Here is a 25,258-nt window from a genome sequence, read left to right on the forward strand (position 1 = left end):
AAAACTCATGGAGAAAAATTATGCGGAAATTCATCACTTCGATCTTTTGTATTTTTCCATTTTTAGCATCAATGAATTCTTATGCAGATGCAAAAAAAACCGTTCGCATTCCTCAATTATCAAATAAGGAGGTCTCTGTTTGGACAACAGTGATCTATCCGAATAAAAAACAAATTTTAAAAATGCATCGACATGAACACAATCGAGTAATTGTTGCTTTAGATAATGGATTACTAAAAGTAGCCAACAATAAAGGAGAAATACATTTTTTAAAGTTGGAAAAAGATAAAGCGTATTATCTCTCTAAAGATGTCCCTGGTGAATTACACACCGATGAAAACATGAGTAAACATCCAATAAAAGTTGTTGTCATCGAATTAAAAAAATAAACGGTTTCGCAAAGACACGAAACCGCCAAATGCACTTTATGATTTTTTTGTATGATTTTTATTTTGGAACCTACAATGATGACCATAGCGAATAGGTAATAAAACACCCAGTTTTTGGTAGGTTTTAAATTGGGTTTGAGCCCATAAAGTATTTATTTTTGCATTAACACTATTTCTCTTTTCTACTAATCTGGAAATATCACCCCATTTTGCATTAGGAGTTGCTAATTTACCTCGTATTTGCATGCTGAGTGCACGTTTTTCTTTAATTAATGGAGCCATTTGTGCATGCAGATTTTTCTTGATTTTTGCTACTTCGAAACGTTGTTCCGGGGTTAGTAACTTACCAACATGCTGTCGATAATGTCCTGTTTGATTTACAGAAACCACTGTCGCACTAGATGCTGATGGTTGTGCTGTGGCAATTGAGGCACTCAGGGCCAGGCTACTAATTAATAAGAACCGTTTAATATTCATTTTACTCTCCTATTAGGTTTCATTAGACCTCTTTCGAAGCTCTACTGCAGAGAGAGAAACGCGAGGAGACACAGAGCGCAAAACCGGGGTGTACATCCAGTACATGAGAATTCGAGTGCCGTATCGACGAAGAAGGTCTCCTCTGCAGTAGAGCTTCGAAAGAGGTCTATTGGTAAGTGTAATGAGACAATGTAATAGGAATATGACAAATGTGGAGTTTATTGTAACAACCTTGTTACAATGCTCAACATAGAGTGGTTTACTGTTATAATGCTGCGTACATTATTTTACCAGGTTATTCATGAGTGCAAGAAAAAGTCACATATTGATTATTGATGATGATCAAGAAATTACGCACTTGATTAATGATTACTTGATTAAAAATGGTTTTCGAACCACCTGGACCTTGAATGGTTTGAGTATCAAACAATTATTAAGAGAAAATAATTTTGATTTAATTATCTTAGATATTATGCTTCCAGGAATTGATGGATTAAATTTATGCCAAATAATTCGTCAAACTCACAGTATGCCTATTATTATGCTCAGTGCAGCAAACAGCATTGCTGACCGAGTTGCCGGCTTAGAATTAGGTGCAGATGATTACATTTCCAAACCTTTCAGTTCTCGCGAATTACTGGCACGAGTAAAGGCACAATTACGACGGACTCAGGGTGAATTGGAACATGATCGTAAAAAACTCACCCCATTACAACAAATACATTTCGATAATTGGATTCTCGATCGCAACACACATTCTTTGATTGATAAGGAATCTGTCGCTATCCCATTAAGCCAACGAGAATACGAACTGTTGGTCATTTTCTTGGAACATCCTATGCGTATTTTGAGCCGCGATCAATTAATGGATTTGTTATATGAGAAAGACTGTGATTCACAAGATAGAACAATTGATGTCCTCATCGGTCGTTTACGTAGAAAAATTGAGCTTGACCCACGTAATCCACGATTATTGTTAACGATTCGTGGAGGTGGCTATCAATTCAAAGCTAAGGTTGATGTGGTATGAGTCAATTAACCAAAACAGCAAAGAAAACACTAGTAGGTCTAATACTAGGTAATCTAATAATAATTTTTTCACTGATGCAGTTGGGGAAATATTATTATGAAAACATTCGCTCCCCACTTCCTCCTAAAGCAGTGCGGTCATTGACTCATCTCGTTGTACTTTTACAAAAAAACCCTCAATCTAGCTGGCCTTTGATCTTAAGAAATCAAAGTATTTCCTGGGCAGAGATAACTTTATCTCCGCAACCATTATATAATAAAAATGCATTGTTAACATTAAAAGCCCCTGTGCTTTTTAATTTAATTAAACAAAATAAAAAATTGGAATTTTCGGTATTTCTAAAGGAAAATAATTGGTTAAATATAAAAGTAATTTCTTTTTTCCCTCGGCAAGCAAACTCAATAGTCAGCTTGTTTGTTATCTTGGTAGGCGCTTTACTTTTCATTAATTATTGGGCGGTTAGATCACTCAATCAACCAATACATACCTTAATCCAAAGTCTACATTACAGTGAACATCAAGACAATTGGTTACCTATCCCCATAACAGGAAATCAAGATCAAAAAACTATTTTTAAAAAAATTAATGATCTGCAGGAAAAAGTGAATAAGCTTTTAGCAAATCGAACTCGGGTGGTCACCGCGATTTCGCATGATCTGCGTACCCCCTTAACTCGTTTAAAATTACGTGCAGAATATTTGGAAGAAGATCCCAATTACAGCAAAATAATGACTGACATTAATGAGATGGAGCTCATGATCCGAGAAACGCTGGATTATTTTAGTGATGTGAGTGTTGAAGAAAAGGCGCAACTTTTTGATTTGGTCGCCCTGCTTTCATCATTAAAAGATGATGCTATTGAACTAAATTACGACGTTAGTTTTACGAGTGAAAGCCCAAAGCTGGTTTGTTATGGTACGGTAAATTTACTCAAACGTGCCTTTAATAATTTGATCAATAATGCAGTTCATTATGGCTATAAGGCAATGATTCATCTAATTTGCCTACAAAATAAAGTGGAAATTACCATTACGGATCAAGGCCCGGGATTAGCAGAAGCGGATCTAGAGCATGTTTTCTTACCTTTTTATCGTGGCGAAAACTCCCGCTCGCGCAGTACAGGGGGCACAGGACTTGGATTAACAATTGCCAGAGAAATTATTCAAATGCACCAAGGCGATATTACATTAACAAATAATCTGCAAAGCGGGTTAAAGGTCATTGTAACATTACCTCTTAGATCCCCTTAACTTCTATTCAACAAAATCTAATTGCAAAGACCAAATAAGGTATGCTGTAAAAGGGTGTATGTTTTAATCTTGATAGAAAGTCAGATTTGAGCTCAGATTGAACAAAAAAATATGATGAGAAAGCGCATAATACATCAGTATGTGAGCATTTATCAGCATTTTTTCGTTCAAGATGAGTAAAGTATGGCATAGAGAGGTGAACGCTTACTTGTAGCTTGGAGTGAAGAAAATAGCACCTCTTCCAAGCTACAGATCGAAACACGATTCACTTAACTTCAGACACATTGTTAAATTACATTTACTGCACCTTCCAAACGTGCCTTAAGTAAGAAAAGAATTGCTTTCTTTTTCTCACGGGTAAGAGCGTTTGATTGTACCAAACTCAAACAATATTCGGTAAACGCAGCGAGTTTTTCCTTATTTGTTTGTGTTGTTTCATCGGGAGCATATAATTTTTTGTAACTTGCCTCCAACTCGTTGGCAAAAGAATTCATCATTCCTGGAGCAGGATTTCTTATATTTTCTAACCCCTCTTGCTTGCTTACTGCTGCAATTTTTTCCAAAAACTCATTTACCTGTTCTGATGTTACTTCACTTGCTTGGGTAGATTTTTTAGTAACTCCTCTTAGATAATTTCGATTATCACTTTCCCAATATTCTCTATCTCCTTGGAATGCAATTACCGTCATTAACACACGAGAATCAATTTCTTTTTGATTAAATAAAGCTCGATTTGTAATTTTAAAAGTCCAATCATTTTTCAGTCTAAAAAATGACCGATACAAAATTGCCATTTCTGTATCGGTTACAGGATCATAAATTGTGAAAGTTGTACCCCAAAAGTTCATACTTGCTTTAGCTAATTTTGTGTAACCATCTTGTCCATAAATATCAAACGTAGGAAAAAAGGAAAATAGTTTTTCATCTGCTGCTCCAATAAAATTTTCATAATTATCGTAAACATCAAAATGAGCAGTCAGAGAAAAAAACTTTGACCGTGCGTATGCCAATTTATTATCGAATGGATCAAAAAATTCGTAGGTCAATAACAGACTTAGAAATTTTCTATATAAAGTGCCTAGTTTTCGTGTTGTTGTTTCAATATCGTAGCTCGTCGTTAAACTGATCCAATGCTCTTTAATGTACATCTCATCAGGAATTTCTGTGTTGCCAAGAGCAAAACTTGTATTGATTGCAATTAATGATGAAAACAAAATGGCAATTACTTTTTTCATATAGACCTCATTCTAAATAAATATTCCGTTGTATTTATTCTTTTCAGAATGGATTTGAAACACATCAAATCCACTCTTAATTAAGAACAGGGCCCGATTATATGGAAATACTCTTAAGGGAGTATTAAGTGAATTTAACGTAAGTTTAATATAAGAAAATATGCTATTTTTTTTATATCAAACTGGGTTTTTCGGAATGGATCCCGTATAAAATGTGTCACATTTTTACGAGATAACATTCGTTTAGCGACATAAATAGTATCAAACTATTTTATACTTTTTATATCGAGCTTAAGTTAATTTAGCAGGTAGACTCTTAACATCAGGATTTTTTGAATATGCATCCAAAATTTCGTTAATTAATTGTTCTACAATACTTTCTTTCATCTCATCTTCAATCAAACCAGCTTTTTCCTTCATATTATTCAAGCGGGTTTCAAGTTCTTTTGCAACTGAACCATTAGGAAATAATGCAGCCAATAGACGTCTTGCTTCTGCGGGACCAAGATGGCGATATAAGTGGTTTCTTACGGTAGCATCTTCAGCCGTGGTACTGAAAGCCCACAATTCAACCGGTCCTAAAGTCAAGGTAAGCAACTGAACATTCACTCCAGTTTTAGTAGCGTATTGTGCTAGAAAAGTACCTCCACCTTGTCTTGGGCCATGTACTCGAGTGCGTAAAGCAGCTTTTGCTGTATCGGAAAGTCCAAATATTGAAGTGGTTTTTTCGATCGCTTGTGAAGGTCCCGCATCCATAATGTAAATTGCAGTAGCAAAATCGATCATTACAGGATCAAAGTCATCGACTGATTGTGATAATAAAGCAATTTGTACTTTCCATTTACGGCCTTCGCGCATATCTATAATAACCTGCTCACGCACCGCAGCAGATTTTGAAGTACGGTGAAACTCATCATAAACAATACGTTTGTGATCTTCTCGGATTTCTTGTACCCTTTCTTGATGATATTCTTTGTATTGTTCCGGTATGTTATTTAAGCTCTCATCAGTTAAATAATAGTGCCTTGCCAATACATAACGTGCCAGCATATACATAACAGCGGTCTGCCTATCTGCAGCGCCCCCGCCACTTTTCGCTACCTCATCAAGGTCAAGCGATACAACACGTGCATCACCAATGTCAAAACTACTCACGCGTGACAAAATAGGATATTCACGAACCGCAGAAGAGATCATTCGTGAAAACGCATTAATTAATGATTCACCTGTTGGTGCCGTTATTCTTTCGTATAAGTCTTCAATAGAAGGAGTACGGCAAATTGATGCTGCATCAGCTAATAAAGGCATCGCATAACGTTGGGCAAGCATCGCTTCATGTACAAAACCTGCAGAATAAAGTGAGTCTGTTACCTCCCACCAGGTTGATTTTGAATCACGAACAAACCCAATTTCCTCTAAAATACTGTCAATAAATTCCTCTACCCCTGGGGAATAAGGCGCTGGATTAAATTCATCAGCTAAACTCTTATATAATTCATCTACTACCATACCCGCCAGATCCGGCATACCATCATAGGGTCTTTCTGCTCCAAGGGGAGTCGTTAACAATGTAATAAAGTTAACTAAAAAGGCACGTTCTAATGCCGTAGGATAACGACACCCTAATTGTGTATCAAAAGGATTGATTGAATACTCAGGAGTCATTCGTAGACGGTGATAAGCAACCAGGTGACGTTTTGATGCTGGAAGCGCTTCTTTCAACAGTGAGATGAGACCGCTACTTGAAGGTCCAATATCAATAATCGCAATACGCGGTAATCGTAACAACCCCCCAGATAAACATAAAGCTAAGTTGATCGCATTGGATAAAACTGATTTACCAGAACCAGGCCGCGCATAAACCAAGTCAATCCAAGTCGTTTGTTCCGTAGATCCTGGCTGGAAGGGCCAAGGTTTTCCATCAGGTGTTCTAAAGAGTAAGGCTCCTTTTATCCAAGGTGATGCAGGACGGGTAATAGGTAATATGGAAACTACAGAACTTAATGGGGCAACTGTAGGCACTGCCGTGCTATTGAGAGTAGCACCTAACATACTGGAAATAAAGCCGCCAAAAGGATCGCCACAAATTTCCGAAACATCGGTTGATCCCCAACCTTCAATTGCTTTTACCAATTCGGAACTTCTTTGACGTAATAACGCCAATCTGTCTTCAGGTGCCCAAGTTGTGGCAACAACTCGTAAGCGAACTAGTGCTTCATCGGTATTAAGCTGTATGTATTTTAATAAATTCACTGAGTCACTGATCAAACGATTTTGTGCTGAGCTGAAGGTTAGAATCGCCGCAAGCAGTCCTTTAAGCTTAATGGTTGCAAGTCCTTCACTTTCAATTAAAAAAGATATTCTCCAAGGAATATGCGCAGGTAATATACGTGTAAATAACTGAATAAAGGGTCTTATATCTTTCGGAAATAAATCAATGTAGGTTGATGAATAAATCTTATCTCCCACTCTAACCGTACGTAAATCCAATACTTCTGCATCACGTGGAAATACTTGTTTTGCTAATGAAGGCCATAATAAATCGGAAGCATCGCCTTCAAAACTATTAATTTCGCGAATTGTGACCTTATCACCAGGTAAACTTGCACGCCAATCATCTGCCGTATAATCAGGGTCGGCTGTCATGCGAATTGCATGTACTGCATCATGAACTTCCAGTAATTTAGTAAAAACATGCAGCGAATCTAAATCATTTACAACGGAACGAACATATGCATCATGGGTATCACGTAACTCTGGAATTGCTGCATAGATAGTCTGGCTGTTTTTAAAAGGAGGAGCCTTCATATCTTTAATCATTTTCATTTTAGTTTTGCTTGCTGCCTTTAATTGATCAGAAGGCAAATTGAATGGTCGTGTAATTAGCACAAAATAGACACGTTCTTCCGCACAATACTGTGCCATATAATTGACACGTTCCTCAAACAAGTCCGTTAAATTAAGTTCCAGCCGTCGTGCACTTGCTGTAGCGGGTTCGTAAGTATCTTGGATCAATTTCCTTATATTTTGTTTATCATGGCTAAAATAAACCTGTAAGGCATGCCCTGGACGTCCCATAGCGCCTTGAAATGAGTTGGTAATACCAGCAACCAAATTGTCGAATTCTATGCTTCCTACAAGGGCTGATACACCTTCAACTTTCAAAATAGATACCAGGGAACCATCATGATTTACCAGTACTGTTGGACTATCTGCTGATTCCAAATCAATATAAGATTCTGTTGTTTGCTTGAGCGAAGTACTTAGCCAGGCAAAGAAGGTATCTATTCCTTCAAAAAATGATTCTGACCAATGCGCCATTCCTTTCCTCACATTTAAACTAACTTGAAATTTCTTCTAATGCACTAGCAGCCCATTTTTCAATTTGTTTACGAAATTTGGCGCGCGAAGGCAATAGAAGTATATCTTTAAACAATTGAACTCTTCTCTCTTCGTCATTTACACCTGCATCGATTATTAGCTGACCAAATATTGCAGGGTCACTCGTTCCCTCTCCAAATTTTTCCTCCACAAGTTGTGAACGAAACTTAAATGCTCGATAAATATTTTGTGCACTAGATTTATATCCGGTATCGTTAGTGATTGCACAAAATAATACGTGACATATGCTATTTAATTCTGGTTGGGTCAACTCGGGAAGATAAATCAATGTTCCTCCACCATAACCACCAACACCAACAGACTCAATAAAAAAGCACTGAGCACAAAAACAACAAGAAGTGGCTAAATTATCTAATTTATTATTGGCATAATTATTATCTAGATTAATCACCTCTTGAAATAAGCGTGCTTGAAATCCACAAAACCTGCAAGTATACCTATCTCTTTGAAATACTTTTTGCTCAAACGCTTTAAATCGTTCGTCAACCTTCCTAGCAGAATATAAACGCCATGAACCCGGCGTAGCCATTAATTTTAATTTGTGTTGTTGTTGATTAACTGCCATCTTCTCGGCTCACATTTATAATAAACTTTCTTGGCAATTATTTATTTAATACCTATTAAAAGATCCTCTACCCTTTAGCAGGGAGAGGATCAGAAATGAATCTTACCATTTTTATTATATAAGCAACTACTATAATATTAGCTGCCACCTGTATAGACTGTTCCTGTAGGTCCAGCAGTTGTACCACCACTTCCTCCGAACATTGTTACCCCCGTTACTCCTAAAATAGAAGGTAGGAACAATAAGGCCGCAGCGATAAAAACTAAAGCAATTGGTGTACCTATTGGAATTTGAGTCGGGTTATCTTTGTGCTGTTTAAATTTCATAATAGCACCAATTGAGAAACCCAATCCAGCCAGGTAAGAACCCGCAGTTATTAATTTGGTCAAGTTTGTAAATGACGAGGTAATCGTTGATGCCATCGTTCCTATGGATATCCCACCTGCAGCAGCATCTTGACTCACCAAAGCCAATAAACTTAAACAAATAAAACTGCTTAACCAATATTTGTAACTAGATTTACTAATGACTTTACTCTTCACCTTTTTCTCCCCAATTTAAATTACAAAAATTAACTAAAAATTAAAATCGTGTCCTGCCTTGTTTCACGATGTCCCATATAAAGTATTATTAATCATCTCAAGTGTACCTACAATGTTGATTGCTAATATCCCTCCAAAAACATGAACTAAACCTTTTCCAGTTCCTCCTGGTGGTTGTCCTTGCGAAGCAGAACGTGCAATCAACACCCATCCTCTTACGAAGGCAACTAAGCCGATGACCTGAATGATAATTGTCAAAGGTCTCCCTACGACACTGCCTGATCCAAATAACGTATCAAGCGTCGGATTACTACTGCTTACTGGAGCATACTGGAGAACATTCTGATAACCAAAAGTACTCACCATTAATGCTGAAAATGCAGTTGGAAAATAAATAAATATTGCACCAACTACCAAATATACAATTGGTTCCTTCATACTCGTATTACTTGACATCATAGTACGAGCTTCGCCATATACTTTTAAACTATAGATTGCTTTGAATAAAAATGCACAGCCGATTAGGTATGCTCCTCCTGTAATCATGCGTTCTACAGGAATCAACGAATTTGCAATATTGGTTAATATATTAGCCTGACCCGATATCCAGCAAGCTACTGTTCCGCCCGTACATGTATCAGCCATACAAACACCTCAACTATCTTCTTGACTAAACCTAATTACTCGCCCTGAACTCGTTAAAACCCGACCCTGTATTGAGTCAATAAGTTTAACAGTCCCATATCCTGCGATTTTTGATCCTTCTCTTACTGTAAGTGTAGAACCATTTGTGCCAATTAGCCAAGCCCGACCAGGAATTACTGCATTTATATAGTAATTTATTTGAGGAGATACTGATTTAATATGAATTACTCGCTTGACAGGTTTAGGTTTAGGTTTTGTCCGCTCTATTAATATATTAATTACTTCTGATTGCTTCTCAACCTGATTATTCAAATCGCTAATCACCTGATTCAGTTTTGTAATTTGTTCATTCAATGAGTTGACATTATTATTGATGTTGCTTACTTGCTGATTCATTGAACTCACCTCAGATTGTACTGTTTGTTGGCTCGACTCAATAGAAGCTACTTTCTGTTGTAACGCTGAACTCTCTTGAACCACTTGTGGAGGTGGTTGTTGAACTACTGGTTGTTGCTGAATTGGTTCAGGTGGAATTATGGTTTGAACTTCCGTAGGTTGTGGCGTTATTTCCGCTATAGGCGCAGGAGCTTCGCTCTCCTTAGGAGTGGGAGTAGATTTAAACATCCCACCGATAAATTGATACATCAACATAGCAAAAATAATTATACCCACCGCAATTAAAGCATTGCGTTTGATATTTTTTGGGGGCTCCCTTCCCTCTGCTCCTATAGAGGGGGAGCTTTTCGAATCAAACTCTGAAGTCTCAAGAGGTTCGTTTTCAAGAGAATCTAATTCAGCGAATTTATACTCATCATTTTGATCATTATCTGCCATTTTTACCTACCATCAAATTAAATAGATTTTACATCCTGAGTAAATAAAATCCCCACAGGGGTTCCTGCATAGACCTCGACAGTTGTAGGTGTATTAAATAATACTTGAGCTTGCTGTCCCCATGTCTTACCAACGGTAGCCAAACCTATCACAGCATTTTCCAGTGTAGAACGACCCACACCATTAGCAACGGTTACGTTGTTACCACCACCTGTACCTCCAATGGTAACCGTGGTATTAGCAGACTGGAATGCATTACCAAAGCCCTCTAAAAACGAGGAAGCAAACAATGAACCGTATCTCAGTAAATAATGGTGATTTGTTTTACTGGAAATTGCAGTTCTCGCCGTATTCGGATCAATTGCATAAGCAGAGATCGGAATTGTTTTTGGCGCGCCTGGAATTGACATCGTATTAAATGTAATAACCATTTTATTAGCATTAGACGGTAAATTAAAGCTACCAATGAGCTTGGTACCCTTAAGTCTTCCTGAAACAATACTCGCAAGAATAGGACCTGGCTCATCACTATTAACTGAAGTATCAATTACAGCGAAGAGCACGTCACCTGTTCTAATCATGTTTCCTTGTGTAGTAGATACAGTAGTCGTTGAAGACTGAGCACCGCCTGGCCCTCCAGGACCTGCTCCCGCAGCAGCTACCGCTTTCTCCTCCTCCTTATTTCCTGCGGTATAACTCTGCGAAGGTACATTTTTCCAGTCTGCAATCAATTGATTCGCGGCCGTAAGCATATCAGAAGTTTTTTGTTGGATTTTTTGTTGGTATTTCTGTTCAGCTTGCTGCTGATTTTGTCTGTTGATAATAGCTTGCAACTGTTCGTTACTTGCAACAGAGCCTGGTAGTGGTGCTGCAGCGCCTCCTGGGACTTGGCCTACTGTAGGCACTCCACCAATGCTAAATGCACCTTGCTGAATACTCGGTGCCCCCAAGCCTGCAACTTGTGAGCCTTCAGGAGCTGTTTGAATGTTTTGCAGTTCTGCTGCACTATATCCAGCATTTCTTAACTCAGCAGCACTATATCCTGCATCAGCCAACTCTTTAGCACTCAAACCCGCCGCCTTCATCTGCGCAGCTGTAAATCCTGCATCTTTGAGCTCTTTGGCACTAAAACCTGCATCTTTTAATTCTTTGGCATTAAAGCCAGCATCTTTTAACTCTTTGGCACTAAAACCAGCGTCTTTTAAGTCTTTAGCACTAAAGCCTGCATCTTTTAACTCTTTGGCACTAAAACCAGCGTCTTTTAAGTCTTTAGCACTAAAGCCTGCTGCTTTTAATTGCGCTGCTGTAAATCCTGCATCTTTCAAATCCTTAGCACTAAAACCCGCATCCTTTAAGTCTTTAGCACTAAAACCCGCATCTTTTAAGTCTTTTGCGCTAAAACCCGCATCTTTTAACTCCTTGGCACTGAAACCCGCATCTTTTAAATCTTTAGCACTAAAACCTGCCGCTTTGAGTTCAGCAGCTGTGAACCCAGCATCTTTGAGCTCTTTAGCTGTGTAACCAGCATCCCTTAACGCTTTTGCAGAACATCCAAGTGTTTTCTTAATCGTCAGTGCGCTAACTCCTGCGGCTCGTGCTTTCTTCAATGATTCAACACTGCAATCTGCAACACGTCCACTTGCAATTATATCTGCAGGACTTAATCCAGCATTTTGCAAATCATTAGGAGTAAATCCAGCAGCAAGCAATTGTGCGGGGGTAAATCCCGCATCAAGTAACGATTTAACATCATAACCTGCATTTTTTAACGCTTCAGCACTACATCCATTTAACTCTTTAATACGTTTTGCAGAAACCCCCGCTGCGAAGAGCTTTTTTAGATTATCAGGGGTACAACCTGCGGCTTTGATTTGTTCATCCGTCAACGGAGTTGCCGCTTTGATTTCCTGGGGTGTGAAGCCAGCATTTGCTAAATCCGCATCAGTAAAGCCAGCAGCTTTTAACGCTTGAGCGCTGCATCCAGCATATCTTTTAATTAAAGCCGCACTAACCCCTGCTGCTCTTTCTTTTTTTAATACATCAACATCACAACCTGCTTTTTTTATATCATCAGGAGTAATGCCCGGCGGCAATTCATTCTCTGCTGCTTTTATTGCTGCAGCAGAATAACCTGCCTTAGCAAGATCATCTGGTGTGAATCCAGCATTTAATAAATCCCTGGCAGTAAACCCTGCCGCTCTTAATTCTTCGGGAGTAAAACCAGCTCTTTTTAAATCTGCTGCACTAAATCCTGCATCACGCAATTCTTTAGCAGTAAAACCAGCCGCTTTTAATTGTTCTGCGCTGCATCCACTTATCCGTCGAATCGCAGAAGCGGAAACTCCGGCCTTGCGTAATTTAACTAATGCATCGACATTACATCCGGCTTTTAATACATCCGCAGCAGTTATTCCATCCGGCAAACCACTGGCTCGAGCTATCTCCTCTGGAGTATATCCAGCTCCTTTCAATTCATCATCAGAAAAACCTGCATCTTTCAGTTCCTGAGCAGTAAAACCTGCATTACGTAATTCGCAAGCATTAAAACCACATTCTCTTAGCCTTGAAGCTGTATATCCTACATCTTTAAGTTGCCTTGCATTATATCCTGCAGCTTTTAATTCTTTACAGGTGCAAACTTGGTTCAGTTCCGTTAAAGTGTAACCATTATCTTTTAATTGCACACAGCTACATGCTGCCTTTAAGTCAGTTAATTGCGCCCCTTGGCTAACAACCTGACTAACAGCAGCCTTGGAACAGCCCGCATTTTGTAGTGTTTGCAGCCAAAGACTTTTTTGTGAACCCTCTTCACTCTCTCGTGCTAATGTCGCAAAACCCACCCCAGTTTGTCCACCTTCGGAACCAATAACGCCAACACCCTCACCCAAGGCTTGAGTTCTGATAATTGTTGGAATAGCACTTCCGCCTGTTTGCACTGCTTTTTGTGCCTGGGCAATATTTTGTTCTTCTTGCAATTTAGCATATTGAGCTGTTGGGCTAAGAACGCCTGGAATGGATTGGATACCGCCTGGAGTATGACCAACAGTTGCAACTGCTCCAGGCCCCGTATTAATCGATCTTAATTTTATATACCCTACCACTATAGCGATCAGTATCAATGCTATTGTGAAAATGATAATAACTCGTGTCCGAGTATTGGAAAAAAGTGACTTTATATTTTCTTTTCTGCCAGCCATTTATAACCCTTCTACCTTGAGCTGCATGACCTTCCCATGCCAGGAAACTAATAACACCGGTGATTTTTGCATTTCATAAGCATGCGTCCCATCTGCGCTGGTCATACTTGCCAACCAGCCCGGTGACAATATTGTAAGATTGGTTCTAACATACATTCTGTCATTAGCTAACCATGCACGTGCATCTCCTCCAGTAATATTTAAACGTTTACTTCCCGGAGGAGGTACACCATCTAAAACATGAAGAAGTAATTCACTCGCCGAGGGGGGAATTCCTGTTTCTAGAGGCATGGTTTTAGCATTTGGTCCAAAACCCTGAACACGTAAATCAACTCGGTAATCTACTGCTTTTTGTCCTGGTATAAGCGTTAGCATCACTGGGGTATTTAAACCTCTTAAACGGACAGCCAAATTACCATAATTGTATAATTTCATTGCTTGAATCATTATTGTATTACTTGTTTTATCCCATTGAATATTAAAAGAGTTTGGATCTCCTAAATCATAAGCGGCAATCGGCCATGGTGCTCCAGATGAATCAAGAAAAACCAATGAAGAAACAAATCCTTGTGCCAAACGAATGACAGGGGGAGTCGAACCAGGAGACAAATTCACAAATTGAGAAGTTGCTGTAGGCTTGGGTGGAGTACCAGCAGGCGAGGTCTTAGCATACTCCATAGTTTCACTTATTTGTTTTAAATGAACAATTTGCTCCGTACTCAATGGATAGATGCTTCTTGTCATATCTTTAAATGCTTTATTTTCAATGACCTCTTCGTCACTTTGGCTTATTACCTGTGGCGCATTAGGATTAGGCGCTGGAGGACGAGTTTGAGCCGGGGCAGGTGGTTTATATATATTACCGGCAAGAGGAATGGGAATATTTGGCCCTTGATTTTGGGGCGGTGGAGGAGTTTGAGCTTGACCGGGGGCTGGACTTTGCCCTGGTGGCTGATTTTGCCCTGCTGGTTGATTTTGTGATAAACGTTGTTGCAATAAGCGTAACTGTTGTAAGGCTTGTTGAGCACTATCAGATTGCTCTTGTGCATAGGAAGGACCAGGAATCCAATAGGCTATTCCGTACATTAAACAAAACTTTAAAAACCAGTTCAGCTTTTTCATTAAGACGCTCCACCTGCGGCAGGTCCTACAACAAATTGCGATATACCTATTCCTCTGGGCGAATTTAAAGTAGAAATACGGGTAATTAACATAGTAACCACATTATTTTGCTGAGTAAATTCACTGGCACTCTGGTATGTTACTAATATAGGCATTTGTATTCGCCATGAAAAATTTCCGTTCAATACACCTTTTTGCAAAATAATGGGAGCTCGTGTTGCTACAGCAGAAACAATCAGTTTTTTAGCCTTCACCGCATCCAGATTATTTGATTGTTGTAAAGCGTTTAGAAATTGATCCCAACCTTCGGGTGTAAAAAAACCAGAGGAAGCCTGCAATTCATCTCTATAGTTAACGAAATTATAAGTAAATGCAGCAATAGCAGCCTGATTTGCCCATTGCAATACTGCAGAATCTGATTGGTTTGGCTCATTTAAAGGAAACAGGGGTGTAATACGACCATTAATACTCGTAGCAAAATATTTAGGGGCTGGGGGATGAGTAATCATGTACACTAACAGTGCGGCTAGGACTATATTGACAATAAGAGCGATTAACAACGCAAGTATTACTTTGCGTTGACTGTCTTTATAAAATTTATTTCTTAGTGCAACAACTGTCAAGGCGTCTTCAGCCATAATATCCTCTATTTATCGCTTATTGTGGTATCAACTTATCTTCCTCATTCTCTGCAGGTGGATCAGGAGGAAGTAACGCGTTCGATGAATAATTCGGAGCCAGAAGAGGTTGCAGCTGAATAGGAGGAGCTATCCCACTTGTTGCATAAAAATCTCTCTCAGGCTCTGTTAAATGAATGTAAGCAATTAATAATCCAAAAATGCAATTCAGTAATAGAGAACCAATTAACGCGATTAGTCCGCGTCTGTATGAGCTAACATAAAAATTCTTACTGCTTTTTATTACTTCCCACGCTTCACGACTCATTCTTTCCCCTATGCCACAGCTCTTCTGAAAGTAATTTCCACTCGTGCATTTATTGAACTATCACCACCTTTAGTGTATCCAATAATAGGTTTATCACTACCTAAACCTTGTGTAAAGATAAAACGGCTATCTACTCCCTGAGACCAAAGGTATTCACTAACGACTCGTGATCTGGCTAAAGTCAATGCATGCTCTCTTCTTGGTGATACATATTTATTACTGTAACTGGCTACGTTAATGGCAATTTTACGAAATTGTATTAGAAACGAGGCAATTTCATTTAATAATGGATAAGCCTTCCATTTTAAACGGGGTGTTTCTGGTTCAAACAAATAGCTAGCAGGAATGCTGATCATATAATCTTGGCCAATAGTAATTACTTTTACCCCTGTTCTATTTAATTTTTTAGCAAGCTTCATGATGGTAGCATCACAGGCACCAAGAACTTTACATGGATATTTCGGCTCGTCTTTCTCCAGTGCCCAATAATCACCTTTGCAGGCGGTCAACATCAATAAGGCAATCATTCCAACAGCCTGAATTAGATTAATACGTACTGATCTCACTCACATTCCTCATATTCAAACGACCACTTAAAATGATTCTGACTGTAGTTCTATTGTGTGTTCCATCTTTAAGAAAAACATACAAATTATTACGTTACAATGAATTCAATAAAATAGCTATTTTTTTAAAAATTTATTTATTGCTTTACATTTTTTTGAATAAAAACAAAGCGCCAAGGATTATTTTTTCACAAAAAACAAAAAGAAAACAACGCTTTTTAGCTGCATAATTCAAAAAGCTGTCTTCTGTAAAAGTGTTTTTTTTCTTAAAACGTTTGATATATTAGCCATAAACATACATAGCTAAATTTTTTTGAGGTATACAAATGGTGTTGACGATAAAATACACAGTGAATTCGTAGCTAGTATAGCTTATTCTTCACTTTTATTCTTCGCATTTTCACGCTCACTCGCAATTTTTTCTGACAAAGTTTTTACCAAATCAGTTAACTCATCTGGAGCGATAACATCTCTCTCTTCAGGTGGATAGCCGGTTGCCAATTGGAAATCCTTAATAAGCTCATTTGCAACCGTACCCGCGTATTTATCCTTGGCCCCGGCCAAACGTTCAATATTCATCATCTGATTGCGTGTTTCATTAATAGGCAGTAAGGACTCAGAAAATGCAGCTTTATCACTAACCAAAATTGGAGGATCCCCTGAACGCTCTCGCAAAGGACTAAATATCGTTAATGCACCTTCAACTTCTTCTTCAATTAAATCTTCAACAGGCTCTGGTTCATTATGTCCATGGAACGCAATTAAAGCAGAAACACCTCGTTCTATAGGCTCTTCAATGGGTGATTCACGCAATAGCTTGGAAATGAGGGTAATTTCTTCACTTTCTGCAGTTTTATTAATTGATAAATCGCCGCTTTCCAAAATTGTCTGAAATGAAGCTAATTGTTTTTGTAATCTCATTAAATAATCGTCTGGTGGAGCTTCTACTTTTAAAAATTGATTTAACTTTAACTTCTTAACAGGTTTAGGATTCGCATAAAACATACGGGCACGAACGATTTTTGACTTGAAGAATATATGTGCCTCACCTTCTGTTTGTTCTTTTAAATCCAATAGGTCAACACGAGCTCTCTTTTCAAACGAAGAACTTTTACTGTCCATATAAGTATTGGCCATACTGGTGTCTTTAGCTTGAAATGAATCCACCTTAGTTACATATGCTTCACCTGCTGTTTTGGTGAAGAAATCCCAGGTTTCTGTAGGGTCTTCCAATTTCATACATATTTTAATGTTTGTGTTTGCACCAATCGATGCAGCTTCTTCTTTAGAAGCTTTTTGGAATGCAGGTAAATCTTGTCCTGCGAAAATTGCTGAGAATCCAAGAGAACGCGCTTGCGCAGGAACCACTGCAAACCCTTGAACTGCATAATACCCATACTCATCCAAGATACACATATAAGGTGTAGGTGCATTCGTTGGCTTTCTCAAGATTACATCTCGATAATCCCCTTCGACGTCTTCCCCCAAACCTGCTGCCATCATTGCTTTTAATGAAGAAACAATAATCTTACCAAGGTTAGACAACTCATCGGGGGATTTTTCTAAAGCGGGTAATAGCACAACCAAAATCCTTCGATTCAATACCACATCCTTAAAATCTACCTCAGCCAGGTTCGTACGAACAATATGCCCATATGTATCAGCCAAAGATGAAAACGCTCTTACCAGCTGCATGGTAATAAAACCATGTTGCTCCAAAACCTGTGATACTTGCTTTCCTTTTTTCTCTTTATTGTAACCAGGCAAGGTACCTAAATAGTTGCGTAAAGGGTCTGTAACCAATTTTGGAATCTGTTCAATGTTAACACTTTCTTGGTTATCACGCGGGAATATTTTATCAACGACAATGGTTTCTAATCGAGTTAAATCAAAGTAGTTACGGATGGTATCAGCATCCAAAAGTATTGCTCCCTCATCACGCATATAAACCAGAAGGCGCATCAAGGCTTCTACGAAAGCAATAGCGCGGCCCTTCCACATGTCTCCGTCTCCGCCTCCTTTTGAATCACCCATCAAACTCACTACAAGTTGGGTTAACATACTGGAAGAACCTTGAGAAAAGGGGTTAAACGTATTAGACAATCTTCTTTCTTGTGGGCCAATAATATCTCGCGCACCAGTCATAAAGTTAATCAGAAGCAAATCGTCTTCACGACCCATACTCCTGACCATGGAAAACACTTTAGCATAGAGCGAGTTATCTCCTTTACCATCGACATAAATAAAACCACTACCTTGTACTAAAGCATTAAAAGCAAGGGAAACCAAACATTCTGTTTTACCGCTACCGGTTGAACCAAAGATTAACGCATGGGTACGCATATCATCATTAGCAAACCATAATTCATGCCCTGTTTTACGATCATTACCAAAAAAAGCGATTCCCCGAGCCATATTAGGCTTGTTAACGCCTGGCTTCATATCGTTGTAATCTTTCACTCGTGAAATCAAAGGAAGACGGAAAGGTAATTTTTGTTTCCGGGTATAACTGTAAAGAAAACTCCCAGCACCTACAAGCATCAGGAGCGTTGCCGCCTCGGAAAAATAATAGGACATTGCTGATAAAGTAAAAAGTATAATCGATATATTCGTTGGATCAGCGAAGAAATCAGCCAATCTCTGTGTCAAAGTCCGTGTATCCCTAAGTAAGAGGGTAGGATCTAACTCATGACGTGAATCAATACCGCGCATCATGGCTCTAACTCCTGCATTTGTCGGGGTGTTAACTTAACTTCTTTTATGGCGATTTCCAAAGCTTTAATCGCCTCATCTATCATAGGCACCAACGAACGCCGCCCCATTTCTTTCTCTGCTTTCCAATGAGCGAAAGGACCTGCGACCTCTGAAAAAGGTGTTTGTCTACCAACACAATTAAGCATATACCATAAACGCCTATCTACGGGTCTTAACCATAAAAACTCAGAGCTCGGTACGACCCCATCATCTCGAGCTTTTTCAAGTAATGAAGCCATTACACTTAAAGTATAGGCATGTTTTGCAACAACTTCCTGTATAATTTCTGTGTTTTTATATTTTTCTATTATAGGCCTGGCTACACTATAATCAGGCTTTCCCGCAACATAAGATCGGTCTAACGTTGCTAAAATAGTGTTGGCTGCATCCCTATCTCGATTAATACGAGCAATAAACACGGCTGCTAATGCATAAGCTTGCGGTGAGCAATGTTCAAAACCATCCCAATAAGGGCCTAATTGTAAGGTAAAAACTCGTTTTGCATCCCCTCTTCGTACCCCTGCTGTCATCTCTTGTCCAGGTACCTGATCGTCGAGTAACATATCTTCTTTTTTTAATAAATTGTACTTACGTGCAAATTCCATTGGCGTCAGAGCCATTGCCCAAGGACCTTGATTTATATCCTGATCCACTAAATTTTCTTTGACTACAGGCATAATTGCAGGCCAGTTAAATTGCTCCTGTTCACGTAATTTTTTCATATCATAAATTTTACGGAATTTTAAAGTGATATTTGACTGATACAAAAGAACTGCCAGAACAAGTAAGACAAGAACCACTGGATAGCGCATGAAATCGCCAACAGCACGTGTTGTATCTAACAGCTGCTCCCAGTTTACTGCATTGGGATCTACTGTTTGCATGATTTGAATCAAACTCGCCAGTTGCTCATTATGAACAAATAAATTAACAAGTTTTGCTTGCCAGATGTTAATTTGAAAAACAACCATCACAATATACTGATGTTCCAACTTCCAAATAAGATACACAGTAATAAACAACAGTACCATAACCCATATTGGGCCCATGCCACTATCTTGACCTTGTTGTTGCGGTTGTTGTGCCATTAGTGATTACTTCAAACTGGTTTGTTTCTTTTAAGTATATACTGCTCTAGGATATTTTTGCGAGAGATTCGCAAGCAATACTTTACATAACTACAAAGAGACATGTAAAAATAGAATCATTAGACCTCTTTCCAAACTCGCTGTGGTGAGGGAAGTGCAAGGAAACACGAAGCGCAGAACCGGAGTGTACACGCCAGTACATGAGGATTCGAGTACCTTATCGACGAAGCAATTCCCCACCACAGTAGAGTTTGGGAAAGGTCTATTGTTCTTTAATCAAACGACCACGTGAATATTTATATTCACCGCTTAGATGAACAAAGCGGGTAATATTCTCTACATCTAAAGCCCTATCCTTTAACGTAAGTAAAGGACTACCTAATCGGTCACTCAGCGTTTTATCAGCAGAAAGATGAATGATATCCGTTTGATTAATGTAAATAGCGGCATAACCCTCATTTTGTTTTTTTTCTTTTGATTTGATTAAAGCTTGTACTTGTTCTTCATTTGCATAGATTGGACGAGAAATCATTTGTCGCGGCAAATTGGCGATTATTCGCTCCCAAGACTGAAGATTTGACCCATCTGAAGAATATAAAGAAACAAAAACCTCTTGCTGACCACTTCTTAAAGCAAGACGGTTTGCTAAATGGGTATCAGCTCGAATCTGCGCTTGACTGCGCGCACTAATTTTTTTGGCAAAATTATCACGAATTCCAATTAAACGATTACCAATTGACCGCAGAAAATTCGACTTATCCCAAGGTCCATTTTGAATCGCATAATCCAATGCTTTAAGAATTGCTTCATTATGTTCTTCTGCGTAATCTTCTTTCATAACATCAAATGTAATACCTTATAAGAATGAAACACCCTGAAAAAATCAAATGCGATATTTAGGAGTATAACAGTAAATTTCTATTATATGAAAAAGATAAATTCACAAAGAATAAAACTCTTTGTGAATATTAAAAATGGCTAAAGTGTAATCGGGATTTTAATATTATTAAATCTCAAAGCTATTAGATTCACTAGCATCAAGTTCAATGTCTTCCATTTGATTTTGTTGCCTAGTGCCTTGAATACTTTGCTTGATGGAACTATGATCGGGTGCGGCTTTTTGTTCTTTCATCGCTTCAAGCTTCTGCTTTTCTGCTTCAAAAACTTGCTTAGCATCTTTGGGTGGAGCATCAACAACAACGTCTATCACTCCTACATAATTACTGCCATTTTTGACATCATCCAAACCTTTTCCACCCGTATTCTCTAACGCTTTTTCCATACGAGACATAGTGTCTGCTATTGCCTTAATGTGGCGCTCATCTTCCTCTTTTTTAAAAAATGTTGTTGTCATAACACTACCCTTAAACCATAAAATCTTTAATTACCATAAGTCTATCAAAATCAATTATAAATGCATCTAAAATTACCATTACTTACGATTTCTTTACAATATATTTTAATAAAACACATCTAGTCGTACATCAACTCATCCAAGGGGGTATAATCACGACTTGGACCACCTTGAATTAACTCATTTAATACGTCAGTCATACACAACAAACGTAAAACATTAGGCGTTACTTCATCAAAAACGACTCTGAGCCCTAACAGGGCTCCTTCTGCCTCATCAAATGTAGCTCCTAAGCCATACCCAAGACAGAGAGAACACAATTGATCTGCTCGTTTCGCAATTGCTGGTAACAAACCTGTATCAGCAAACACCTCCTCATAACTCACAAATCTATCATTAAGATAAAATTTTGCATTTAAACTTGCGGCTATAACGGACATGCATTTAGTAATATCACGTTCCATACTATCGCCACCACGGTTTTGAAGACCTAATCGACCCAGCCAAAGTGCTCCTTATCCATCTTAAAAAAACCGGGACTGTAAAACCGTAATGTTCAATGATGCCAAAAAAGACTGCAGAGACTAAAACCAATATCCCTGTCCAAATCCTAATATGCATTAGAAACAAAAAGATAGGAAACGCAGCTCGAGCATCAACTATAAAAAAACGAGCACTTCGAGCGGAGTCCCTCCAATGTGCAGTTTCAGCAAATCCTGCCATATTAAAGCCTCAAAAAAAATAATACTCTTTCTAAAAAGTATATACCTAAACGGGAGCTTTAGCATCGTTGTTTTTAGTAAAATTAATAATATTTTTTATAACGACTTGTTCTTTTAATGAATATTATGTTTATAAATTAATATTCGAAAATTAACCCCCTTCGCGAGGAAGAGGGCTTAATGATTACGGATGATTGCTTATTTTTAATACGGATGACCGTTACTAAATTACTTTTTATCCATCGGAGAATATTCTTTTGAAAAGGATGGCCCTAAAATATTGCTTAGGACTTTTTTCATTTCTAATTCCTCAGATGGTTTTGCAGAGGGTACTAATTGAGGCACAGCAAATTCTTGTTCAACCTCCTCAGTTTTCTGCGAGACATCCCTAAGGCGGGAGTGACTCTGTCCAGCAGCCAGTTTTCCTAACATTTTAGAAGTACTGTAATCACTCATCTGAACTCCTCTTATTACACCTATAATACTAAGTTAGCATAAACAACTTAAGAAATTATTAACACAATTATTTTTTTTATAAAAAATACTATTGAGTAGTGAGTCTGTTTTACGTTATGTTAAAACTTCCTATAAAAAATAGGTTCAATTGTCATTTATGGATGAATGCAATTGCTCAACAGACAGAAGAAAGTCAGAGCGATTGAGAAACGATGGAGTCTAGGTCATGAGACTCCAGAAAAAGGAGGAAGTATGGCTAAAGGTGAAGTAAAATGGTTTAATAACGCCAAAGGTTGGGGGTTTATTATTCCAGAAAATGGTGGTGATGATATTTTTGTTCATTTCTCATCGATTCATGGTACAGGCTATAAAACATTAGTTCCCGGACAAATAGTCAATTATGATGAAGAGCAAGGTGACAAAGGTCTACATGCAGCTAATGTAATTGTACTTAATGAAAATGCTGAGGCTGAAACGGCTTAATTAAAATTAACGCAGTATCATCGTGGTGCTGCGTCTATAAGCCATGTCAGACCAAATTTTAAACAAATACTGAATTAAAAACCGTCTTCATGTATGATGGCCTTATTCTATTTAAGGTCAGTAAATTGCTCATGAAGCGTGGTTTATTACTTATAAATCTTGGCACCCCTAACAGTACAGATACTGCATCTGTCAGGAGTTATTTGCGCGAATTTCTTACCGATAAGCGAGTCATCGATCTTCCTGCCTTGCTTCGCTATGTATTGGTTTATATGTTTATTTTACCTTTCCGTTCAAAACGTTCCGCCCGAGCTTATCAATCCATATGGACTGAACAGGGTTCTCCTTTACTATTACATAGTCAGAATTTAGTAAACGAGGTACAAAAAGAAGTTGGATCAGAAAACGTAATTGCTCTTGGCATGCGTTATGGGAACCCTTCTATAGCCACTGCTTTAAATCAGTTAAAGCAATGCGAATCTATTACTATTCTGCCTCTATATCCACAATACTCATCAGCAGCTAATGGATCATCTATTGCTGAAGCCATGCGTATTATCAGCTCCTGGGATCTTGTCCCATCAATCAAAATCATAAGTGATTTTTTTCAACATCCAGCTTATCTTAAAGCGCAGGTTCAAACTATTAAAACTTATCTTCAAGAGCAAATACATGTTCTTTTTAGTTATCACGGAATTCCTGAGCGCCAAATTACAAAAAGCAGTTGCAAATTAATTTGCACTGAATCATGCCCCACTTTAACAGATAACATCCAGAGATGTTATAGGGCTCAATGCCATCAGAGCAGTCGTTTATTAGCAGCCGAACTGGGCTTATCTACGAGTAGTTACAGTACCGCTTTTCAATCAAGATTGGGTAAAACGCCATGGATAAAACCTTATACCGATCACATTCTTGCTGAATTGATTGCTAAAGGGATTAAAAAATTAGTTATCGTTTGTCCTTCTTTTGTTGCTGACTGTTTGGAAACACTGGAAGAAATAGCCATACGTCTTAAAAAACAATGGATAACACTTGGTGGTGAAGAATTAATTATTGTTCCTAGTATGAATAGTGATCCTTTATGGATCAAAGCCATAATCACCATAGCTCAAATGCAATCCAACTCCCAATTTAGGAGTATTTCGTGAATCTGCAATTAATCATCTCCAAACTAAGGAATACTCTATGCTCCAAATATAAGATTATTGGATTATCGAGTATACTTCTTACCGCCTTAGGCAGTTACTATCTATTTTATTATCACGCAAAATCCTCCCCTCTTCCAACCCCTAAAATAGTGGAAACAGTGACTGTAACACCGGCTACAATTGAAAAAACAATAAAACTCATAGGGACCATCCGTCCCAAACATGCAACGGTTCTTGTTGCTAAAGGGTCTGGAATGCTTGATACACTCATAAGCTCAGGGCAAACAGTAAAAAAAGGAGATTTAATCGCTAAAATAATTAATCCAGACCTTGAAAGAAGCTACCAACTTTCTAAAGAAACAGAGCAACTGGAAAACACTCAATACCAACGCCTTAAAAATTTGCAAAAACCAGGATTTGTGAGTGCAAGGGAAGTGGAAGAGAAAAAAAGAATCTGGATCGACTCACAAAAAGAAAAAGCCAGAACCAAAATCGAACTCAAAAATATGCGTTTTTATGCGCCATTTGACGGCGTAATTGGTGCATTTAAAATTAAGGAAGGAGCACAAGTCACCGAGGGTGCTCCTGTAGTGACCATTTATGATCCTAACTCATTAACTGTAGAAATTGATGTTCCTTGCACAAATAATCACTCAATTAAAGAAAACCAACCCATTTATATATTAAACCAGCTTTATCGTTTAAGTCATGTACAAAGAATGATAGACGATGAAACACATATGTGCCCCGCAGATGTGGATATCCAGTGCACTCACTGCTTAGTTGGTGCGAGCATATCCGGTCTGCTCGTAGTGAATAAAAAAACAGGAGCATTAGTTATTCCAACACAGGCCTTATTTCTCAAACAGGGAAAAACACATGTTTATAAGGTAGTTAATAATAAAATAGAACTTGTTGCTGTCAAAACAGGGATACAAGAAAAAGATAAGGTAGAAATTATTTCAGGATTAAAATCCGGGGAGCAAATAATCAGTAAGAGCCCGGAACGATTATATCCAGGACTGGAAGTATCAATTTATAAAGGTTAGCT

At 38.3% G+C, this 25,258-nt stretch carries 25 protein-coding genes; 6 read left to right on the forward strand and 19 right to left on the reverse strand.

Annotated elements, in window-relative coordinates; translation table 11 throughout:
* Positions 1 to 20 precede the first annotated feature (20 nt).
* A complete protein-coding gene (locus Ltuc_RS11685; protein WP_058521425.1) occupies positions 21 to 389 on the forward strand; it encodes a cupin domain-containing protein in 369 nt (122 codons plus the stop codon).
* Positions 390 to 425: 36 nt separating this feature from the next.
* On the opposite strand, the gene Ltuc_RS11690 is transcribed toward Ltuc_RS11685, so the two are convergent.
* On the reverse strand, positions 426 to 866 hold the full coding sequence (locus tag Ltuc_RS11690) for a hypothetical protein (protein WP_058521426.1): 441 nt from the start codon (positions 864 to 866) through the stop codon (positions 426 to 428).
* Positions 867 to 1,167: 301 nt separating this feature from the next.
* Here Ltuc_RS11690 and Ltuc_RS11695 point away from each other — a divergent pair, with 301 nt between their 5' ends.
* Both Ltuc_RS11695 and Ltuc_RS11700 read left to right on the forward strand, forming a co-directional pair.
* Positions 1,168 to 1,896, forward strand: a complete 729-nt coding sequence (locus Ltuc_RS11695) for a response regulator transcription factor (RefSeq protein WP_058521427.1) — start codon at positions 1,168 to 1,170, stop codon at positions 1,894 to 1,896.
* Positions 1,893 to 3,146: a sensor histidine kinase gene (locus Ltuc_RS11700; protein ID WP_058521428.1), complete on the forward strand. Its 1,254-nt coding sequence runs from the start codon at positions 1,893 to 1,895 to the stop codon at positions 3,144 to 3,146. Before Ltuc_RS11695 ends, Ltuc_RS11700 begins: the two co-directional genes overlap by 4 nt.
* 287 nt (positions 3,147 to 3,433) lie before the next feature.
* Here Ltuc_RS11700 and Ltuc_RS11705 read toward each other — a convergent pair whose 3' ends face one another.
* The 18 genes from Ltuc_RS11705 to Ltuc_RS11795 form a co-directional block, all read right to left on the reverse strand.
* On the reverse strand, positions 3,434 to 4,381 hold the full coding sequence (locus Ltuc_RS11705) for an LURP-one-related/scramblase family protein (RefSeq protein WP_058521429.1): 948 nt from the start codon (positions 4,379 to 4,381) through the stop codon (positions 3,434 to 3,436).
* A 291-nt stretch (positions 4,382 to 4,672) separates the two neighbouring features.
* Positions 4,673 to 7,702: a type IV secretion protein IcmB gene (locus Ltuc_RS11710; RefSeq protein ID WP_058521430.1), complete on the reverse strand. Its 3,030-nt coding sequence runs from the start codon at positions 7,700 to 7,702 to the stop codon at positions 4,673 to 4,675.
* A gap of 19 nt (positions 7,703 to 7,721) precedes the next feature.
* Positions 7,722 to 8,348: a type IVB secretion system protein IcmJDotN gene (icmJ, locus tag Ltuc_RS11715; protein WP_058521431.1), complete on the reverse strand. Its 627-nt coding sequence runs from the start codon at positions 8,346 to 8,348 to the stop codon at positions 7,722 to 7,724.
* 137 nt (positions 8,349 to 8,485) lie between these two features.
* Positions 8,486 to 8,890: a hypothetical protein gene (locus tag Ltuc_RS11720; protein WP_058521432.1), complete on the reverse strand. Its 405-nt coding sequence runs from the start codon at positions 8,888 to 8,890 to the stop codon at positions 8,486 to 8,488.
* A 63-nt stretch (positions 8,891 to 8,953) separates the two neighbouring features.
* Complete coding sequence (locus Ltuc_RS11725) at positions 8,954 to 9,535, reverse strand: hypothetical protein (RefSeq protein WP_058521433.1); 582 nt, start codon at positions 9,533 to 9,535, stop codon at positions 8,954 to 8,956.
* Positions 9,536 to 9,544: 9 nt separating this feature from the next.
* The gene (gene icmG, locus Ltuc_RS11730; protein ID WP_058521434.1) at positions 9,545 to 10,369 is read right to left on the reverse strand and encodes a type IVB secretion system protein IcmG/DotF; all 825 of its coding nucleotides are present in this window, start codon (positions 10,367 to 10,369) and stop codon (positions 9,545 to 9,547) included.
* A gap of 17 nt (positions 10,370 to 10,386) precedes the next feature.
* Positions 10,387 to 13,566 (reverse strand): type IVB secretion system protein DotG/IcmE, encoded by a 3,180-nt coding sequence (gene dotG / locus Ltuc_RS11735; RefSeq protein ID WP_058521435.1) that lies wholly within the window; start codon positions 13,564 to 13,566, stop codon positions 10,387 to 10,389.
* Positions 13,567 to 14,688, reverse strand: coding sequence for a DotH/IcmK family type IV secretion protein (locus Ltuc_RS11740; RefSeq protein ID WP_058521436.1), 1,122 nt, complete (start codon positions 14,686 to 14,688; stop codon positions 13,567 to 13,569). It abuts the gene before it with no gap.
* Complete coding sequence (locus Ltuc_RS11745; RefSeq protein WP_058521437.1) at positions 14,688 to 15,326, reverse strand: type IVB secretion system apparatus protein IcmL/DotI; 639 nt, start codon at positions 15,324 to 15,326, stop codon at positions 14,688 to 14,690. The genes Ltuc_RS11740 and Ltuc_RS11745 overlap by 1 nt, the downstream gene beginning before the upstream one ends.
* Before the next feature lie 19 nt (positions 15,327 to 15,345).
* On the reverse strand, positions 15,346 to 15,633 hold the full coding sequence (gene icmM / locus Ltuc_RS11750; RefSeq protein WP_058521438.1) for a type IVB secretion system protein IcmM/DotJ: 288 nt from the start codon (positions 15,631 to 15,633) through the stop codon (positions 15,346 to 15,348).
* An 8-nt stretch (positions 15,634 to 15,641) separates the two neighbouring features.
* Positions 15,642 to 16,199, reverse strand: coding sequence for a type IVB secretion system protein IcmN/DotK (gene icmN, locus Ltuc_RS11755; protein WP_058521439.1), 558 nt, complete (start codon positions 16,197 to 16,199; stop codon positions 15,642 to 15,644).
* Positions 16,200 to 16,571: 372 nt separating this feature from the next.
* Complete coding sequence (locus Ltuc_RS11765; protein ID WP_058521441.1) at positions 16,572 to 18,914, reverse strand: TraM recognition domain-containing protein; 2,343 nt, start codon at positions 18,912 to 18,914, stop codon at positions 16,572 to 16,574.
* Complete coding sequence (icmP, locus tag Ltuc_RS11770; RefSeq protein WP_058521442.1) at positions 18,911 to 20,041, reverse strand: type IVB secretion system coupling complex protein DotM/IcmP; 1,131 nt, start codon at positions 20,039 to 20,041, stop codon at positions 18,911 to 18,913. The genes Ltuc_RS11765 and icmP overlap by 4 nt, the downstream gene beginning before the upstream one ends.
* A 262-nt stretch (positions 20,042 to 20,303) precedes the next feature.
* Entirely contained in the window at positions 20,304 to 20,879 is a 576-nt protein-coding gene (gene icmQ / locus Ltuc_RS11775) for a Dot/Icm secretion system protein IcmQ (RefSeq protein WP_058521443.1), read from the reverse strand.
* 168 nt (positions 20,880 to 21,047) lie between these two features.
* A complete protein-coding gene (locus Ltuc_RS11780; protein ID WP_058521444.1) occupies positions 21,048 to 21,395 on the reverse strand; it encodes a hypothetical protein in 348 nt (115 codons plus the stop codon).
* Between the two features lie 119 nt (positions 21,396 to 21,514).
* Positions 21,515 to 21,859 (reverse strand): type IV secretion IcmS family protein, encoded by a 345-nt coding sequence (locus tag Ltuc_RS11785; protein ID WP_058521445.1) that lies wholly within the window; start codon positions 21,857 to 21,859, stop codon positions 21,515 to 21,517.
* Between the two features lies 1 nt (position 21,860).
* Entirely contained in the window at positions 21,861 to 22,118 is a 258-nt protein-coding gene (gene icmT / locus Ltuc_RS15595) for an IcmT/TraK family protein (protein ID WP_058521446.1), read from the reverse strand.
* A gap of 227 nt (positions 22,119 to 22,345) precedes the next feature.
* Entirely contained in the window at positions 22,346 to 22,573 is a 228-nt protein-coding gene (locus Ltuc_RS11795; protein WP_058521447.1) for a hypothetical protein, read from the reverse strand.
* A gap of 252 nt (positions 22,574 to 22,825) precedes the next feature.
* Here Ltuc_RS11795 and Ltuc_RS11800 point away from each other — a divergent pair, with 252 nt between their 5' ends.
* From Ltuc_RS11800 to Ltuc_RS11810, 3 genes are all read left to right on the forward strand, one after another.
* Positions 22,826 to 23,056: a cold-shock protein gene (locus Ltuc_RS11800; RefSeq protein ID WP_058521448.1), complete on the forward strand. Its 231-nt coding sequence runs from the start codon at positions 22,826 to 22,828 to the stop codon at positions 23,054 to 23,056.
* Between the two features lie 131 nt (positions 23,057 to 23,187).
* Entirely contained in the window at positions 23,188 to 24,207 is a 1,020-nt protein-coding gene (hemH, locus tag Ltuc_RS11805) for a ferrochelatase (RefSeq protein ID WP_165480988.1), read from the forward strand.
* Entirely contained in the window at positions 24,204 to 25,256 is a 1,053-nt protein-coding gene (locus Ltuc_RS11810) for an efflux RND transporter periplasmic adaptor subunit (RefSeq protein ID WP_058521450.1), read from the forward strand. Before hemH ends, Ltuc_RS11810 begins: the two co-directional genes overlap by 4 nt.
* The last annotated feature ends 2 nt before the right edge of the window (positions 25,257 to 25,258 follow it).

It is taken from the genome of Legionella tucsonensis, from assembly GCF_001468035.1.
GTDB classification, from domain to species: domain Bacteria; phylum Pseudomonadota; class Gammaproteobacteria; order Legionellales; family Legionellaceae; genus Legionella; species Legionella tucsonensis.